11 protein-coding genes are annotated in these 16,843 nt (G+C 73.1%); 6 read left to right on the plus strand and 5 right to left on the minus strand.

Features of this window, described 5'->3' with window-relative positions:
* Positions 1–90: 90 nt before the first annotated feature.
* The 3 genes from MQP27_RS11035 to MQP27_RS11045 are packed head-to-tail and all read left to right on the plus strand — an operon-like array spanning position 91 to position 3,108.
* The gene (locus MQP27_RS11035; RefSeq protein ID WP_242764414.1) at positions 91–1,062 is read left to right on the plus strand and encodes an ATP-binding cassette domain-containing protein; all 972 of its coding nucleotides are present in this window, start codon (positions 91–93) and stop codon (positions 1,060–1,062) included.
* Entirely contained in the window at positions 1,059–1,856 is a 798-nt protein-coding gene (locus MQP27_RS11040; protein ID WP_242764416.1) for an ABC transporter permease, read from the plus strand. The genes MQP27_RS11035 and MQP27_RS11040 overlap by 4 nt, the downstream gene beginning before the upstream one ends.
* Positions 1,857–1,884: 28 nt before the next feature.
* A complete protein-coding gene (locus MQP27_RS11045; RefSeq protein ID WP_242764418.1) occupies positions 1,885–3,108 on the plus strand; it encodes a cytochrome P450 in 1,224 nt (407 codons plus the stop codon).
* Here MQP27_RS11045 and MQP27_RS11050 read toward each other — a convergent pair.
* The 4 genes from MQP27_RS11050 to MQP27_RS11065 are packed head-to-tail and all read right to left on the minus strand — an operon-like array spanning position 3,098 to position 8,976.
* Positions 3,098–6,172, minus strand: a complete 3,075-nt coding sequence (locus tag MQP27_RS11050; protein WP_242764420.1) for an ATP-binding protein — start codon at positions 6,170–6,172, stop codon at positions 3,098–3,100. The two genes, MQP27_RS11045 and MQP27_RS11050, sit on opposite strands and share 11 nt — an antisense overlap.
* 26 nt (positions 6,173–6,198) lie before the next feature.
* On the minus strand, positions 6,199–6,939 hold the full coding sequence (locus MQP27_RS11055; protein WP_242764422.1) for an FAD:protein FMN transferase: 741 nt from the start codon (positions 6,937–6,939) through the stop codon (positions 6,199–6,201).
* A 2-nt stretch (positions 6,940–6,941) separates the two neighbouring features.
* Complete coding sequence (locus MQP27_RS11060) at positions 6,942–7,616, minus strand: FMN-binding protein (RefSeq protein WP_242764425.1); 675 nt, start codon at positions 7,614–7,616, stop codon at positions 6,942–6,944.
* Positions 7,617–7,635: 19 nt separating this feature from the next.
* Positions 7,636–8,976 (minus strand): ferredoxin reductase family protein, encoded by a 1,341-nt coding sequence (locus MQP27_RS11065; protein WP_242764427.1) that lies wholly within the window; start codon positions 8,974–8,976, stop codon positions 7,636–7,638.
* A 152-nt stretch (positions 8,977–9,128) separates the two neighbouring features.
* On the opposite strand from MQP27_RS11065, the gene MQP27_RS11070 reads away from it, so the two are divergent.
* On the plus strand, positions 9,129–9,818 hold the full coding sequence (locus MQP27_RS11070; RefSeq protein WP_242764429.1) for a response regulator transcription factor: 690 nt from the start codon (positions 9,129–9,131) through the stop codon (positions 9,816–9,818).
* Complete coding sequence (locus tag MQP27_RS11075; protein WP_242764431.1) at positions 9,815–11,260, plus strand: sensor histidine kinase; 1,446 nt, start codon at positions 9,815–9,817, stop codon at positions 11,258–11,260. Before MQP27_RS11070 ends, MQP27_RS11075 begins: the two co-directional genes overlap by 4 nt.
* Positions 11,261–11,335: 75 nt before the next feature.
* Here MQP27_RS11075 and MQP27_RS11080 read toward each other — a convergent pair whose 3' ends face one another.
* The gene (locus MQP27_RS11080) at positions 11,336–14,161 is read right to left on the minus strand and encodes a SpoIIE family protein phosphatase (protein WP_372511158.1); all 2,826 of its coding nucleotides are present in this window, start codon (positions 14,159–14,161) and stop codon (positions 11,336–11,338) included.
* 234 nt (positions 14,162–14,395) lie between these two features.
* Between MQP27_RS11080 and MQP27_RS11085 the strand changes: the two genes are divergently transcribed.
* Entirely contained in the window at positions 14,396–16,753 is a 2,358-nt protein-coding gene (locus tag MQP27_RS11085; RefSeq protein ID WP_242764433.1) for a beta-galactosidase, read from the plus strand.
* Positions 16,754–16,843 lie beyond the last annotated feature (90 nt).

Raw genomic sequence — 16,843 nt, forward strand, 5'->3', positions numbered from 1 at the left:
ACCGCACCCGCCTCTTCGGTTTCACCGCACCCCCGCCCCTGAAACCGCCGTGAAGCCACCCTGAATCCGGCCCCCGGCACGCTCTGCGGCATGAACCCGACGCACCCGGACCACCTCACGACACCGGCCATCGAGGCGACCGGCCTCCGCAAGGCATACGGCGACAAGCTCGTCCTCGACGGCATCGACCTGCGCGTCCCCCGAGGCACGGTCTTCTCTCTCCTCGGCCCGAACGGCGCCGGCAAGACCACCACCGTCCAGATCCTCTCCACCCTGATCCGCGCCGACGCCGGCACCGCCCGCGTCACCGGGCACGACCTGGCCGCCGACCCGCGGTCCGTGCGGGCCGCGATCGGTGTCACCGGCCAGTTCTCGGCCGTGGACAACCTGATCACCGGCGAGGAGAACATGGCGCTGATGGCGGACCTGCACCACCTGGACCGCGCCGAAGGCCGCCGAGTCATCGCCGGACTCCTCGAACGCTTCGACCTCGTGGACGCGGCCGGGAAGCCCGCCTCCTCCTACTCCGGCGGCATGCGGCGGCGCCTCGACATCGCGATGACGCTGATCGGCTCCCCCGAGGTAATCTTCCTCGACGAGCCGACGACCGGTCTCGACCCGCGCTCCCGGCACGCCGTGTGGCAGATCGTCCGCGAACTGGTCGCCGACGGGGTCACGGTCTTCCTCACCACCCAGTACCTGGAGGAGGCCGACCAACTCGCCGACCGCATCGCGGTGCTGAACGGCGGCCGGATCGTCGCCGAGGGCACCCCGGACGAGCTCAAGCGCCTCGTCCCCGGCGGCCATGTCCGGCTCCGCTTCCTCGACCCGGCCGAACTCGCCCGCGCCGCACAGGTGTTGGGCGTCGGACAGCGGGACGACGAGGCGCTCACCCTCCAGGTCCCGGGCGACGGCAGCGTCCACACCCTGCGCGCCCTGCTGGACGCCCTCGACAACGCCTCGGTGAGCGTCGACTCCCTCACCGTCCACACCCCCGACCTCGACGACGTCTTCTTCGCGGTCACCGGCCGCCCCGAGCACGAGAAGGTGCGGACCCGATGACCACGACCGCCGTCCCCGACCTCCACCTGCGCGACTCCCGCACCATGCTGCGCCGCAACCTCCTGCACGCCCGCCGCTACCCCTCCATGACCCTCCAGGTCGCGCTCATCCCCGTCTTCCTCCTGCTCCTGTTCGTGTACGTCTTCGGCTCCGCGCTCGGCGCCGGAATCGGCCAGGGCGGCGACCGCACCGCGTACCTGGCCTACCTCGTGCCCGGCATCCTCCTGATGACCGCCGGCGCCGGATCCATCCCGACGGCGGTAGCCGTGTGCACGGACATGACCGAGGGCATCGTGGCCCGCTTCCGCACGATGGCGATCTCCCGGGCGTCGATCCTGGTCGGCCATGTGGTCGGCAGCGTCATCCAGACGGTCGTCAACCTGGTCCTGGTCACCGCGGTGGCCCTCGCCATCGGCTTCCGGCCGAACGCGAACCCCCTGGAGTGGCTGGCCGCCTGCGGACTTCTGCTCCTCTTCGTCCTCGGACTGACCTGGCTCGCGGTCGCTCTGGGCCTGATCAGCAAGACACCCGAGGGCGCGAGCAACGCCCCGCTGCCGATCTCCTTCCTGCTGCCCTTCGTCAGCAGCACCTTCGTACCGGTCGACTCGATGCCGTCCTGGATCCGCTGGTTCGCCGAGTACCAGCCCTTCACCGCGGTCATCGAGACCGTGCGCGGACTGCTCACCGGCACCGGCATCGGCCACAACGGCTGGCTCGCGGTGGCCTGGAGCCTGGCGATCGTGATCCTCGGCTTCGTCTGGTCGCTGCGCCTCTTCGACCGCGACACCCACTGAACAGACCATTCCCAGAAGGGCAGTTGCCATGAACGACGCCGTGCACCTCACCCCCGAGCTCGTCGAGAACCCCACCGGCGCCTACACCGGCCTGCGCTCCCGCCCCGGCCTCGCGCATGTCGTCCTGCCGGGCCTCGACACCCCCGTTCGGCTGATCACCCGCCACGAGGACGTGAAGGAGGCGCTCACCGAACCCCGCCTGGTCCGCGACCGCTCGACGGTCCCCGACTCCGAAATGCCGGATCCGCAGGCCGAGTTGCTGGCCCAGGGCCTCGGCGGCATCCCGCCCGAGTACGCCCGGTACCTCACCGGACACCTGGCGCTCTTCGACGGCGCCGAGCACACCCGCCGCCGTAACCCCCTCACCCGGGCCTTCACCGCCCGCCGGGTCGCGGCCCTGCGCCCCTTCGTGGAGAAGACGGCGCAGGCCCTGATCGAGTCCCTCGCCGGGCGCGAACAGGCCGATCTCCTGGGCGAGTTCGCGTACCCGCTCTGCACCGCCGTCATCTGCGCGCTGGTCGGCGTGGACGCGGCCGACCAGGACCGGGTCTGCGGCTGGATCCGGGACTTCGCGTACGGCGACGGCAGCCGCGCCCTCGAAGGGCTGGGCGGGATCGTCGAGTTCACGTTGGACCTGGTCGCCCGGCGCCGCGGCGAACCGGCCGACGACCTGGTGTCGGCGCTGCTCGCGGACGGCGGCATGACGGACGACGAGATCGTCACCGTCTTCTTCCTGCTGATCAACACCGGCATCACCCCGCCGGCCCTCTTCCTCGCCCACGCGGTCCTGGCCCTCCTCGACCACCCCGACCAGCTGGAGCGCCTGCGCGCCGAGCCGGAACTGCTCGGCCGCGCCGTCCCCGAGCTCCTCCGTCACGTCACCCTCGTCCGCATGGGCGCCACCCTCTACGCCACCGAGGACTTCGCGTTCGCGGGGACACGGCTGAAGAAGGGCGAGGCGGTGACGGTCGCCCTGTTCGCCGCGGACCACGACCCGGCGGCGTACGACACTCCCGAACGCCTCGACGTGACCAGGGAGTTCGGCCGCGGCGACGGCCACCTGGCCTTCGGGCACGGCCCGCACTACTGCATCGGCGCGGCGCTCGGCCGCCTGGTGACGGGCGTCGTCTTCGAGGAGCTTCTGGTACGGCGGCCGGCGGCACCCGTCCTGGCGGTGGACCGGGCCGACGTGGCGTTCGGGCACTGGCCCGGCGACGGCTTCCACCTGCTGGGCCTGCCGGTCAGGCTGTGACCGCGGTGCGGGCCGCGGCCCGCAGCCCCTCCCCGTCCAGGGCGGCGTACGTGGCCACCGCGTCCTCGTAGGCCGCCTTGTCGGCGTTCTCGGCGGCCTCGCGGGCGCGGGCCGAGGACATCGTCGGCTGGAAGTTGCGCAGGGCGCGGAAGCGTTCGGCGAGGACGGTCAGCCGGGCCCCGCGAGCGCCGTCGCCGTCGGCCAGGGCGACCGCGCCGAGGGCAAGGAGGAGCGCGCCGCAGACCGGGAGGTCGAGGGTGGCGTGGTGCGGGGCGCTCGGCCGGTTCAGCAGGGCGGTGAGGCGGCCGGGCAGCGCGGCGGCCAGCGGCGCCACCAGGTCCGTGCGGCCGTGCCGGGCGTGTGCGGTCAGGGCGACCGACTGGAGCTCCAGCACCCAGCCGTCCATGAGGAGTTGGTCGCCCTGGGGCGCGGGGCGGTGCTCCAGGCGCTCCAGCGCCCGGCGCCACAGGCCCAGCCCCGTCTCGACGTCTCCGCGCGCGAGGGCCATCTCGGCGCGGGCGCCCAGGTCGGGGGTGAAGGCGTCGGAGGCGGTGCCCTCCGGCTGGTTGCGCAGGGCCTCCTCCAACCAGTGCTCGGCGGCGTCGAGTTCACCGGTCTGGAGATGGGCGAGCATGAGACCCCAGCGCATGCCGATGGTGTCGTTCCACTCGCCGAGGCTCTCCAGGGCGTCCAGCGCGCCCAGCATGTGCGGCAGGGCCTCGCCGCCGCGCTCGGTCTGCAGGCACAGCTCGGCGAGGCGGGAGGCCGGCCAGATCCGCAGCACCGGGATGTCCGAGCCCGCGAGCGCGTCGGCCATCCGGCGGGCGGCGGCGAGGGCGAGGTCGGGCCGGTCCTCGCCCTCCCACACATAGGTGGCCACGCAGTTGGCGATGCCCGCGAGCAGCGGCTGCCCGCTGTCGCACAGGCGGGCCAGCGCGTCGTGGTCCGCGAGCACCTCCGGCACGGCGCCCAGTACCGCCGCCAGGGCCCGCACCAGTGTGTCCGGCTGCGCGGGCGGCAGCCGGCGCAGGGCGACCAGGGGGCGGAGGGCGCCCGGTCCGACGCCGAGGAACAGGCTCGCGGTCAGCAGGGCGGCGGCGGTGCGGGCCGGTTCGACGTACTCGGGGGCGGGCCGGTAGTGGGACAGGGGCCGGGCGGTGTCCTCGGTGAGGCCGATCATGCGGGGGTAGTTGGTCTCGGTGGTCCACAGGGCGCCGAGTACGGCGGTGACCGCGGCGACGGTGTCGAGGTCGTCCCGGGCGAGCGCGAGCCGCAGCGCGTGGACGAGGTTGTCCTGCTCGGCGCGGATCAGCTGCCAGGACGCGAGGGGGTCGGTGCCGAAGGGGGCGTCGTGGTGCGCGGCCCCGAACTGCCGTGCCCAGCACAGGAATCGACCGGTGACGGCCGGCTCCCGGTGCACGGCGGCGAACTCACGGACCGTCTCCAGCATGCGGAAGCGGGCGCCGTAGGCCGTGTCGGCGACCTTCAGCAGGGACTGGTCGACAAGGTCCTCCAGGATCTCCAGGGCATTGTCGACGAGTTGCTCCGCGGCCTCCGCGGTGAACCCGGCCGGGAAGACGGACAGGGTGGCCAGAGCGGAACGGGCCCGCGCGTCGAGGAGGTTCCAGCTCCAGTCGACGACGGCGTGCAGGGTGCGGTGCCGCTGCGGGGCGTCCCGGGAGCCGCCCCGCAGCAGCGCGAACCGGTCCTCCAGACGGCGGGCGATCTCGGCGACGGACATCACCCGCACCCGGGCCGCGGCGAGTTCCACGGCCAGCGGCAGCCCGTCGAGGCGACGGCACAGGGCGGCCACGGTGTCGGCGGGCAGGTCGAGGCCCGGGCGGGCGGCGCGGGCGCGCTGCTCGAACAGCTCGACGGTGGTGGCGGGATCCAGCTCGGGCAGCGGATGGACGGCCTCGGAGGACAGACCGAGCGGGGCCCGGCTGGTGGTGAGGATCCGCAGGTCCCGGGTCCTGGACACCAGGGCCTGCACCAGGTCGGCGACGCCGCGCACCACCTGCTCGCAGTTGTCCAGCACGAGCAGCGCGGATCCGGAGCCGAGGGCGCCGACGATGCCCGCGACCGGATCGGTGCCGGCGGCGTCCAGCGCGGAGGCGACCTCGGCGGCGACGTCGGCGTCGGCGCGGACCCCGGCGAGCGGCACCAGGTGGACGACCCGCTGCTCGGCGTCCCGGGCGACGGCGCTCGCGAGGCGGGTCTTGCCGAGGCCGCCGGGGCCGACGACCGAGGTGACGCGGGCGCTGTGCAGCAGCCGCGTCACGGCCGCCACGTCGGCGTCCCGGCCGAGCAGCGGGTTGGGCTCGTGCGGCACCCCGCGCCGGACCAACGGGGCCTCGCCGCGCAGGAGTTCCTGGTGCAGCTCCTGAAGCGCGGGGGCGGGATCGGCGCCGAGTTCGTCGCGCAGGCGACGGCGGTGGGTCTCGTACGTGGTGAGAGCGACGGCAGGTGTCTGACAGCGCATCAACTCCAGGAGGAGTTCGTCGTCGTGGGGCTGGGACGCGGCCAAGTCGGCGAGCGGGCCCACGGCTTGGTCGCGGCGACCGGTGCGGGCGAGGGCGAGCGCGCGGAGGCGGGTCAACGTCCGGCGCGTGCCGGCGCGTTCGGCGCGCAACTCGCCCACGGGATCGCCGAGTACGGCTTCCTCACCGGCCGCGGCGCCCTCCCACAGCGCGAGCCCCTCCTCCGCCTCGGCGAGGGTGCCCGCGTGATCGCCGGCCCGCGCCTTCTCGGTGGCCGCGGCGGCGAAGAGCAGCACGGCGGAGGCGTCGACCTGGTCCTCGCGCAGGCCGAGCCGGTAACCGGCGGGGGTGCTGACGATGACGTCGGCGCCGAGCTGCTTACGGGCCCGCGAGACGAGGATCTGCAACGCCTTGCCGGGATTCTCGGGCCGCTCGTCCACCCACAACCCGTCGACCAGTCGCCCCACCCCGCAGCCGGCCCGCAACTCCCCGCCCAGCAACGCGAGCAGCCCCCGCAGCCGGGGCGCGGTGATCTCCTGCCCCCGGTACGCGACGGACGACAGCAGCGTCAGCTCGATGGTCACCGGGTCAGGGTAGTCAGGGCGACGGATCAGGCGGCCGTCGAGGGCTCGCCCGCCGTGGGGAACCCCTCCGTCCGCAGCACCCGCCGCTCCGCGTCCACCGCGAACACCTCGCAACCGTCCAGCGAGGCCGCCCACTCGACCCCTTCGGCGCCCATCGCGAAGGCGGCCGTGGCGACCGAGTCGGCCTCGGTCAGGGTGGGGGCCACGACCGTCAGGCTGAGCAGTCCGGTCGCAGGGCGCCCGGTACGGCCGTCGATGATGTGGTCGCCGCGCTCGTAGCGGGCGGAGGTGGCGACCGCGCCGTCGGTGAGCGCGAGGACGGTGCACAGCTGGTCGGCGTGTTCGGGGTGCCGTACGCCCACCCGCCAGGGCCCGCCGGAGGCGACCACGTCACCGCCGGCGTTCAGCACGAACCGGCGCGCGCCGGCCGCCCGCAGCAGTTCCGCGGCCCGCTGCACGGACCAGCCCTTGACCACCGCGCACGGGTCGAGCCCGCGCCCCGGCAGCCGTACGTCGAACGCGCCGCCCGTGGCGACCCGGTAGTGCTCGCACAGGCCGAGCACCTCGGCGAGGTCCGCGCTCACCCCGGACTCGGAGAGCTCGCCCCGGTCCAGGCGGGAGACCTCGCTGTCCGGCCTGAACGGGCTGAACCGCTCGTCGACCTCCCGCAGCCAGCCGAAGACCGCGTCCGCGGCGCTCCCGGGGACGTCCTCGTCGTCGACGCGCAGCGAGACCGGGAAACCCATGACGTGTTCGACTCGGCGCATGCTCAGCCCTTCGCGTCGATCGCGGCCTGGAGGGACTCCTTGTAGCCGTCGCTGGTGATGGTGGCACCGGAGACGGTGTCGATGTCCGCGCTCTGCGCCTTCAGCGTCTCCGAGACCAGCACCGGGACGGCAGCCGTCGTCTGCGGATGATTCGGCTGCTGGAGCATCTTCACAGCCGAGATCTTGTCGCCGTCGAAGGTCAACTGGACCTGGACCGGGCCCTTCTCGGTGTTGACCGTGGAGCCCGACACGGTCTGCGACGCGCCGGCCGGTGAAGGTGATGCCGTGTCGTTTCCGTCGATCGCCGCCTGCAGGGACTTCTTGTAGGCCTCGCTGGTGATCGTCGCACCGGAGACGGTGTCGATGTCCGCGCTCTGCGCCTTCAGCGTCTCCGAGACCAGCACCGGGACGGCAGCCGTCGTCTGCGGATGATTCGGCTGCTGGAGCATCTTCACAGCCGAGATCTTGTCGCCGTCGAAGGTCACCTGGACCTGGACCGGGCCCTTCTCGGTGTTGATGGTCGTGCCCTTGACGACCGTGCCCGAGGAGGTGGAGGCGGACGGCGTGGAGGCGCTGGGCGTCGTCGTGGACGTCGTACCGCCGACGGACGGTTCGTAGCGCCAGACCGGGACCAGGCCCGCGATGCTGAGGACGACGACGGGTATGGCTCGCTTCACGATGTCTTTCCCGTTCCTCTCAGCCGGCCAGGCTGAAGCGCTCGAAGTGGGTCTGCTGCTTGGGCACGCCCAGGTCGGCGAGGGTGCGCAGCACCGCATTCATCATCGGGGGCGGTCCGCACAGGAAGACGTCCCGGTCGGCGATGTCCGGCACCAGCCGGATCAGTTCGCGCGGGGCCAGCTTGTCGGGGACCGGCGGCCCGGTGACCAGGTGCAGTTCGGCGCCCTTGGCCACGGCCAGCTCGCGCAGCTCGTCGTAGAGGACGGCGTCGCGTTCGCCGGCCACGCGGTAGATGACCACCGCGTGCCCCTCGATGTCCTCCAGGAGGGCGCGGATCGGGGTGACGCCGACGCCGCCCGCGATGAGCAGGGACTCCGGCTTGGTGCGGTGCAGGGTGGTGAAGGCGCCGTAGGGGCCCTCGGCGAAGACGCGCGTGCCGACCTTCACATGGCGCAGGGCGGCGCTGCCCTCGCCGGCCGCCTTGGCGGTGAGCCGGAGGCCGCGGCCGTCGGGGGCGGCGGAGAGGGAGAAGGGGTTGGCCTGCCACCAGCGGTCGGCGGTCAGGAAGCGCCACAGGAAGAACTGGCCGGCCCGCGCGGGCAGCTTGTCGAGGTCCTTGCCGGTGATGTGGATCGAGACGACGTTGTCGGACTCGGGCACGACGGCGGAGACGCGGAACTGGTGGCGGGTGTTGCGCCACAGCGGCAGGACCAGGCGGCCCAGGACGACCGCGCCGAGGGCGACGGCCCACACGCCGTACCAGTACGCCTTGGCGGCGGACGAGGAGGTGAACGTCGTACCGACCGCGACCTGGTGCGTGAAGGCGAGGACGACCGCCACGTACGTGTACAGGTGGATGAAGTGCCAGGTCTCGTAGGCGAGGCGGCGGCGGGCGTAGCGGGCGGAGACGGCGCCGACCACGAGGATGATGCCGAACGCCACGATCGCGCGCAGCACGCCCTCCGTGGTCTCGGCGAGGTCGACGAGCTCGCTGACCGGGCCGACGCCCGCGCCGTCGGCGTAGCCGAAGGTGATGAAGACGGCGTGCCCGAGCAGGGTCCACAGCAGCGCGAAGCCGGTCCAGCGGTGCCAGGAGGTCAGCCGGTCCATGCCGATGCGGCGGTCCAGCCAGGGCAGCCGGGCCACCAGCACCAGCTGGAAGGCCATGACGAGGGCGCCGTACAGGCCGAGGAGGCGGCCGATGACGATCAGGGCGTTCGAGGCGGCGAAGCCCGGCTGGGCGAAGAAGTAGGCGACCACGGCCGCGTTCGCGGCCAGCACGGCGTACAGGCCCGTGCGGGCCACCACCCTGGGGCGTATCGCCGTGGGGGGCGCAGGGGGTGATTGGACGGTCGTCACGGGACGGCAGCTCCTTGATCGGGTCCTGGGTAACCGAGCTTCGCCGGTGGGAGCTGTCGAGAACCTGTCGGACTACTTACAACTCATTATCGATGTCCTTGCTGTGAGCCCGGCCACCTGGCCGTGGCCGCGGCGTGCAGCACTATGGGCGGGTGGAAAAAGTACGCCTCCTGGTCGTGGACGACGACCCGCCGATCGCCGATCTCGTCGCGACCGTCGCCCGCTACGAGGGCTGGGACGCAGTCACCGCGAACTCCGGTGAGGAGGCGCTCCGGCTGGCCGGGGAGTTCCACCCGGACATCGTGGTGCTCGACCTGATGCTCCCGGACGTGGACGGCTTCGGCGTGCTGGACCGGCTGCGGCGCTCGGGGACGATGGTGCCGGTGGTGTTCCTGACCGCGCGGGACGGGGTGGCCGACCGGGTGGCGGGGCTGACCCGGGGCGGCGACGACTACCTGGTCAAGCCGTTCGCGGTGGAGGAGCTGATGGCCCGGCTGCGGACGGTGCTGCGGCGCAGCGCGGGACCGGGTTTCCAGCGCTCGGTGCTGCGGGTCGGGGACCTGACGATGGACGAGGACACGCGGGAGGTCCGCCGCGGCGACAAGCTCCTCACCCTCACCCCCACCGAGTACGAGGTGCTGCGCTTCCTGATGCGCAAGTCGCCGACCGTGATGACCAAGGCGCAGATCCTCGACCATGTCTGGGAGTACGGCTTCGGGGGCCGCTCGAACGTCGTGGAGCTGGTCGTCAGCCGGCTGCGCCGCAAGCTGGACGACACGGGTGAGCCGCTGATCCAGACGGTACGGGGCTTCGGTTACGTCATCCGGCAGGCGGCGGAGTGATCGGGCGGCTGCGGCGGGCGTACCGCGGTATGCGGCTGGGCACCCGGCTGGCCCTCGGCCTGGGCGCGCTGGCGCTGGTGGTGTTCGCCGTGGTCGGCACGGCCCTGACGACGTACATGCGCGACTACCTGTCGGCGCAGCTCGACGACCAGCTGGGGCTCGCCCAGGTCGCCCAGTCCAAGTCCATCGCGGAGAACGGCACGCTCCAGGGCAAGAAGTACTACCGCTGGTACTACGCGGTGTACGACGTGTCGGGCGGTACGGCGGTGCTGCGCAAGCCCGAGGAGAGCGGCGACCTGCCCGAGGACATCGCCCCGCTCACCTCCCTGGCGAAGGCGCAGGCGGCCAGGGACACCGAGATGCTGCGTACCGCGCACATCGCCGGCGAGGGCGAGTACCGGCTGCGGGCCTGCGAGGTGGAGCCCGGCGTGGTGCTGGTCAGCGGCGCCCCGACGGACGCCATCGACGACACGGTACGACAGCTGATCACGGTCCAGGTCGTCGCGTTCGGGCTGGCCCTGCTCGCGCTGGTGGTGTTCGGCCGGCGGATGCTGCGCCGCGGCCTGAACCCGCTGAGCGACATGACGCACACCGCGCACGGCATCGCCTCGCACGACCTGACCGAGTCGGCGGCCCGGCTGCCGCTGCGCGCCGACGAGCGGGGCGGCGGCCCGGAGGTCGAGGAGCTGCGCACCGCCTTCAACACGATGCTGGAGCACATCGACCGCTCCCTCGCGGTCCGCGCGGAGGCCGAGCAGCGGCTGCGGCGCTTCGTCGCGGACGCCTCGCACGAGCTCCGTACCCCTTTGATGTCGGTACGGGGCTACGCGGACCTCTTCCAGTACGCCGCCGCCAACGCCCCCGAGGAACGCGACAGGCACCTGGCCCGGCTGCGGGCCGAGGCCGCGCGGATGGGCGTGCTCCTGGACGACCTGCTGCTGCTGGCCCGCCTGGACGCGGCGGAGGTGGAGACACCTTTGCGGCTGCAGGACGCGGACCTGGTGGAGCTGGCCGGAGAGGCGGCCGCGGCCTTCCGCGCGAGCCACCCGGACCGCCCGCTGACGGTGACCTCCGGCCCGGCCGCCCTCAAGCTGCGGCTGGACCCGCACCGCATCCGCCAGGTCCTGGACAACCTGCTGACCAACGCGGCCGTGCACACCCCGGCCGGAACACCGGTGTCCCTGACGGTCGCCGAGGAGGGGTCCGCGGCGGTGGTCCGCGTCGAGGACTCCGGCCCGGGCATTCCGCCCGCCGACCGCGAGCGGGTCTTCGACCGCTTCTACCGCGTCGACAAGGCCCGCAGCCGGGACCGGGGCGGCAGCGGGCTGGGGCTGGCCGTGGCCGGCTCCCTGGTCCACGCGCACGGGGGGACGATCGAGCTGAGCAGCGAGCCGGGGGCGACGGTGTTCACGGTGACGCTGCCGGTGTCGGCGGCGGGGTGAGTGCTCGTCGCGGGCCAGTGCTATGTCACATACCACTGCGGTGCTATGTGACATAGCACTGAGGCCCGCCCCACCTCACGGCAGCGGCTGTTCCGTCCAGATCACCTTGCCCTCGGCCGTGTACCGGGTCCCCCACCGCTCCGTCAGCTGCGCGACCAGGAACAGGCCGCGGCCACCCTCGTCCTCGTTGCGGGCGCGGCGCAGCCGGGGTGAGGTGCCGGAGCCGTCGGAGACCTCGCAGATCAGGGCGCGGTCGCGGAGCAGGCGGAGCTGGACGGGGCCGGTGGCGTGGCGGATGGCGTTGGTGACGAGTTCGCTGGCGACCAGTTCGGTGGTGAAGGCGAGGTCGTCCAGGTGCCACGCGGCGAGCTGTTCGGTGACCAGGGTGCGGGCGCGGGAGACGACCGCCGGGTCGCTGGGCAGGTCCCACTGGGCGACCTGGTCCGGGCCGAGGACGTGGGTGCGGGCGACGAGCAGTGCCACGTCGTCGGCCGGGCGGGCGGGCAGCAGCGCGTCGAGGACGGCCTCGCAGGTGTCCTCGGGGGCCCGGCCGGGAACGGCGAGCACGGTCCGGAGCTGGTCGAGGCCGGCGTCGATGTCGCGCACCCGGTCCTCGACCAACCCGTCGGTGTAGAGCACGAGTTGGCTGCCTTCGGCGAGCTCCAGCTCGACCGTCTCGAAGGGCATGCCGCCGAGGCCGAGCGGCGGTCCGGAGGGCAGGTCGACGAACTCGACGCTGCCGTCGGGGTGGACGACCGCGGGCAGGGGGTGCCCGGCGCGGGTGAGGGTGCAGCGCCGGGACACCGGATCGTAGACGGCGTAGAGGCAGGTCGCGCCGACTATGCCGGAGTCGGCCTGGTCGCTGTCCACTTCCCAGCCCTCGCCCCGGTCGAGCCGTCCGACCAGGTCGTCGAGGTGGGTGAGGAGGTCGTCCGGGGGCAGGTCGAGGGAGCAGAAGTTGTGCACGGCGGTGCGCAGCCGGCCCATGGTGGCGGCGGCGTGCAGGCCGTGTCCGACGACGTCCCCGACGACGAGGGCGACCCGCGCGCCGGACAGCGGGATCACGTCGAACCAGTCGCCGCCGACGCCGGCCTGGGCGGGCAGGTAGCGGTAGGCGGCCTCGACGGCGTTCTGCTCGGGCCGCCCCTTGGGCAGCAGGCTGCGCTGCAGGGCGAGGGCGGTGTTGTGCTCGCGGGTGTAGCGGCGGGCGTTGTCGATGCAGATCGCGGCGCGGCTGACCAGCTCCTGGGCGAGGGAGAGGTCGTCGTCCTCGAAGGGGGCGGGCTTCTGCGAGCGGTAGAAGCTGACCACGCCGAGCGTGGCGCCACGGGCCCGCAGCGGCACGGTGATCAGCGAGTGGACCCCGGCGTCGAGGGTCCGCTCCAGCCGTGCCGGGTCCTGCGCCCGCCACCCGGCGGCCTCGGCCAGCACCGGCTCCAGGACGGACCGCCGACTTTCCAGCGCGCGCGCCTGGGGCGTGGTCGCCACGTACTGCACGGTGTCGCCGACTCCCCACAGATGCGACTCCTCGTGTACGGCGCCCAACGCGACCCGGCGCAGCGGGGTGTCCGCCCCGAGCGGTCCGGGTTCCTCCCCGCGCAGCACGGCGTCCGGCAGGTCCACGGCCACGAAGTCCGCGAACCGGCCGACGCTGACCTCGGTCAACTCCTCGGCGGTACGCGCCACATCGAGCGTGGTCCCGATCCGTACGCCGGCCTCGTGCAGCAGCTCCAGCCGCCGCCGTGCCAGCACGGCGAGCCGCCCGACCCCGGGTTCCCCGACGAGCAGCAGCCGGCTCTCGTCGCCGCCGAGGACGTCGCCGACGGTTTCGGGCGGCTGGGGCCCGGGTGCCGGCGACTGTACGACGGCTCGTACGACGACGGGCACGGAGGTGGCGACAGGGCGCACCGGGAAGGGCGGTGCGAGGGGTGCGGCGGGCTTGGTCCCGCCCAACAGCCCGGCGTCGGCTGCCGATTGCGCCACCCCGAGTCCCCGCACCCGCGGCCCGCCGAGGATCCGTGCCTCGACGGCGACCCCCAACTCGCCTGCCGCGCCCATGACCTGACGCCGCAACAGGGTCGCCACCCGGCCGCCGGTCAGGGCGACCTCGTCGAGTGTCTGGGTCGGGGAGGCGATCAACTCCTCGGCCCGCTCGCGCAGTACGGCCAGGTCGATGCGGCCGAGTTCGCCGCTCTCGCGCCCGTCGGGCTGGTGCCGGTCGGCGGGCTCGCGTCCGGCCCGCCGGTACGCGGCGAGCAGCGCCCGTTCCCGGTCCGTGGCCTGTTCCAGGAGCCGGGCCTCGATGCGGTGGGCGGCCTCGCGGACGAGGCGGACCATGGCGGGGTCGCCGTCGTCGCGCAGGCAGGTCAGGTCGAGCACCGCCTCGATACGGCCGCTGAGCGGATGCCGTACCGGCGCGCCCGCGCAGGCGAAGGGCTGCAGGCAGTCGGCGAAGTGCTCGCGCCCGACGACGTACACGGGCCCGCGTTCGGCGAGCGCGGTGCCCACCCCGTTGGTGCCGACGACCGTCTCGGACGCGTCGAACCCGGGCGCGAAGCTCACCGCGTCGAGCCGGTCGAGGAGCCGCGTGTCCGCGCCGAGCCGCCGGATCATCCGCCCCCGCGCGTCGCACAGCGCGATCGCCATGCCCACCTCGGACAGCGATACGGCCAGGTCCCGCAGCACCGGATCGGCGGCACTCAGGAAGCCGTCGTCGAGCGTGAGGTCGGGGGCGTAGGGGACCAGCAGCTGATTGGGCCGCAGACCGGCCGTACGGCACCGCTTCCAGGACTCCAGGACCGAGCCCCGGACGTCCGACTCGACCCGCGAACCGGCGAGGAAACGCTCATGGGCATCGACGAGTCCGCCGATGTCGTCCCAGGCGACGGACAACACGATCACTTCCCTCACCTGGAGCCGGCCCGGTCGCACGCCGCCACTCGACTCGTCACCGGCGGAGCTCCAAGCTTTCTCACCCTAGACCCGGCGTGACCCACACCACAACATCGAACACTTGCGGGTCGCCGGCCTTCTCGATCCCCGTTCGACGCCCGGCTCCCGGGCCTTCCCAAAGATCGCCGCGGGGATTTATGTTACCGGTAACATTCGAGTCCCTCGGCCGTCCGGAGAAGCCCGATGCACCGACCGCACCATCTGCGTGTCCCCGCCCCCTCCGCACCACCGCTCACCGGTCACCTCCCCTTCGCCGACGCCCCCGGCGTTCCCGACCCGATCGAGGTGACCAGCCGCTGGCTGACCCGCGGCGGGCGCCCCTGGTTCCCGGTCTCGGGCGAGTTCCACTACTCCCGCCACCCGGCCGGCGCATGGGAGGAGGAGCTGCTGAAGATGAAGGCGGCCGGGGTGACGGCAGTGGCGAGCTATGTGATCTGGATCCACCACGAGGAGACCGAGGGCCGTATCCGCTTCGACGGCGACCTCGACCTGCGCCGCTTCGCCGAGCTCTGCGCCCGCCACGGCCTGGACTTCATCCCCCGCATCGGCCCCTGGTCGCACGCGGAGGTACGGGGCGGCGGCCTGCCCGACTGGCTCCTCGCCCGCGACTGCACGCCCCGCACAGACGACCCCGCCTACCTAGCCCCCGTCCGCACCTGGTTCACGGCGATCGCCGGACAGCTCGCCGGCCTCGACCGCGCCCACGGCGGCCCGATCGTCGCCATCCAGATCGAGAACGAGCTCTACGACCAGCCCGGCCACCTCCTCACCCTGAAGCGCATGGCACAGGAGGCGGGGCTCAGCGCACCCCTGTGGACGTCGACGGCATGGGGCGGTGTCCGGCTCCCGCCCGACGAACTGCTCCCGCTCTACGGCGGCTACACCGAGACGTTCTGGACCGAGGCGGACGGCGGCTGGCCCGACACCTGCCGCAAGCACTTCTTCTTCACCCACCAGCGCGACGACGAGGGCATCGGCGCGGATCTGCGCCCCACCACGGTGCGCGGCGGCGAGCCGGACGCCTTCGCGGACCGATTCCCGTGGGCCACCTGTGAGTTGGGCGGCGGCATGGCGGTCGCCTACCACCGGCGGCCGCGGGTGGAGGCCGCCGACATCGGGGCGCTCGGGCTGACGAAGATCGGTTGCGGCTCGGTGTGGCAGGGCTTCTACATGTTCCACGGCGGCACGAATCCGCTCGGTGAGCTGACGACCCTCCAGGAGTCGCACGCCACGGGCTACCCGAACGACCTGCCCGTCCTGACGTACGACTTCCAGGCGCCGCTCGGCGAGCACGGCCAGTACCGGCCCTCGTACCACGAACTCCGGCTCCAGCACCTGCTGTTGGCGGAGTACGGGCATCTGATCGCCCCCATGGAGTCCGTGCTCCCCGAGCTCCGTCCGGACGGGCAGCACGACCGGGACACCCTGCGCTGGGCCGTGCGGTCCGACGGCGACTCGGGCTTCCTGTTCGTCAACAACCACCAGCCGCACGAGCCGCTGCCGGACCATCCACAGACGTCCTTCACCGTGGAACTGCCAGGTGCGGGCGGGGCGTTGAGCCTGCCGAGCTCTCCTGTCACCGTCCCTTCCGGCGCGTACTTCTGCTGGCCGCTGCGGCTCGACGTGGCGGGGCTGCGGCTGGAGTGGGCGACCGCGCAGCCCGTGTGCACGGTCGATGCGGACGGCCGTGCGGTGCTGGTGCTGGCCGCGACGGACGGCATCCCCGCGGAACTCGCCCTGGACGCGGGCACGTTGACGTCGGTCGCCGTGCCGTCCGGGGAGGTCTCGGAGGCCGATGGGCGGGTGCTGGTCCGGGGCTTGCGGGCCGGTACGGATGCGCTGGTCGAGGTGGAGACGGCGGGCGGCGGGCGGGTCGGCCTGCTGGTGCTGGACGCGGGGAGCGCGCGCACGCTGTATCGGGGGGAGGCCTGGGGGGCCGAGCGGCTCGTGCTGTGCGGGGACGGGGTCGTGTTCGACCGCGAGGAGGTACGGGTGCACAGCCGTGCCGCGCGGCCGTCGTTCGCCGTATTCCCCGCTCCGGGGCGGGAGTTGGCGGGTGCGGTGCGGGCCGGGGCGGACGGGGTGTTCGCCCGGTACGTGACCGACGGCGGCGAGGCTCTCCGCGAAGTCCCCGCCGCGTCCGTGACGCTCGCACGGGCCGCCGGTGCGGCGCCCGCGACGGTCACGGGGGTGCTGGGCCGGGCGAGTGCGCCGGCCGACAAGTACTTCGACACGGTGGCGGCGGAGTACCGGGTGGAGGTGCCGGAAGGGCTGCCGGACGGGGCGATTCTGCGGGTGCGGTGGACGGGGGACGTGGCTCGGGCGTACGCGGGGGACGCGCTGGTCGCGGATCAGTTCTATTCGGGGCGGGTGTGGGACATCGGCGCGGGGCGACTGCCCGCGGGCACGCTCCGGTTGTGCGTGCTGCCGCTCGCGGCCGACGCGCCGGTGTATGTGCCGGAGGGCGCGCGCGAGGCCGCGGGGGTGGCGGCCGTTCTGGGCATCGAGTGGGTCGTGGCGCGGAGTTGGGCGGTCCGATGAGGACGGCGTACATGCCGAGGGCACGACCGCCGCGACATGGCATGTTCATGTTTGGTTCATGTGATCAACGCTTCTGCCGTCGATCCTCCC

It is taken from the genome of Streptomyces cylindrosporus, assembly GCF_022698165.1.
GTDB classification, from domain to species: Bacteria; Actinomycetota; Actinomycetes; order Streptomycetales; family Streptomycetaceae; genus Streptomyces; species Streptomyces cylindrosporus.

What these genes read in the sequence shown, in the direction of transcription:
- MQP27_RS11035 (WP_242764414.1), top strand. Translation starts at nt 91, where the DNA reads ATGAACCCGACGCACCCGGACCACCTCACGACACCGGCCATCGAGGCG.
- MQP27_RS11040 (WP_242764416.1), top strand. Translation starts at nt 1,059, where the DNA reads ATGACCACGACCGCCGTCCCCGACCTCCACCTGCGCGACTCCCGCACC.
- MQP27_RS11045 (WP_242764418.1), top strand. Translation starts at nt 1,885, where the DNA reads ATGAACGACGCCGTGCACCTCACCCCCGAGCTCGTCGAGAACCCCACC.
- MQP27_RS11055 (WP_242764422.1), bottom strand. Translation starts at nt 6,939, where the DNA reads ATGCGCCGAGTCGAACACGTCATGGGTTTCCCGGTCTCGCTGCGCGTC.
- MQP27_RS11085 (WP_242764433.1), top strand. Translation starts at nt 14,396, where the DNA reads ATGCACCGACCGCACCATCTGCGTGTCCCCGCCCCCTCCGCACCACCG.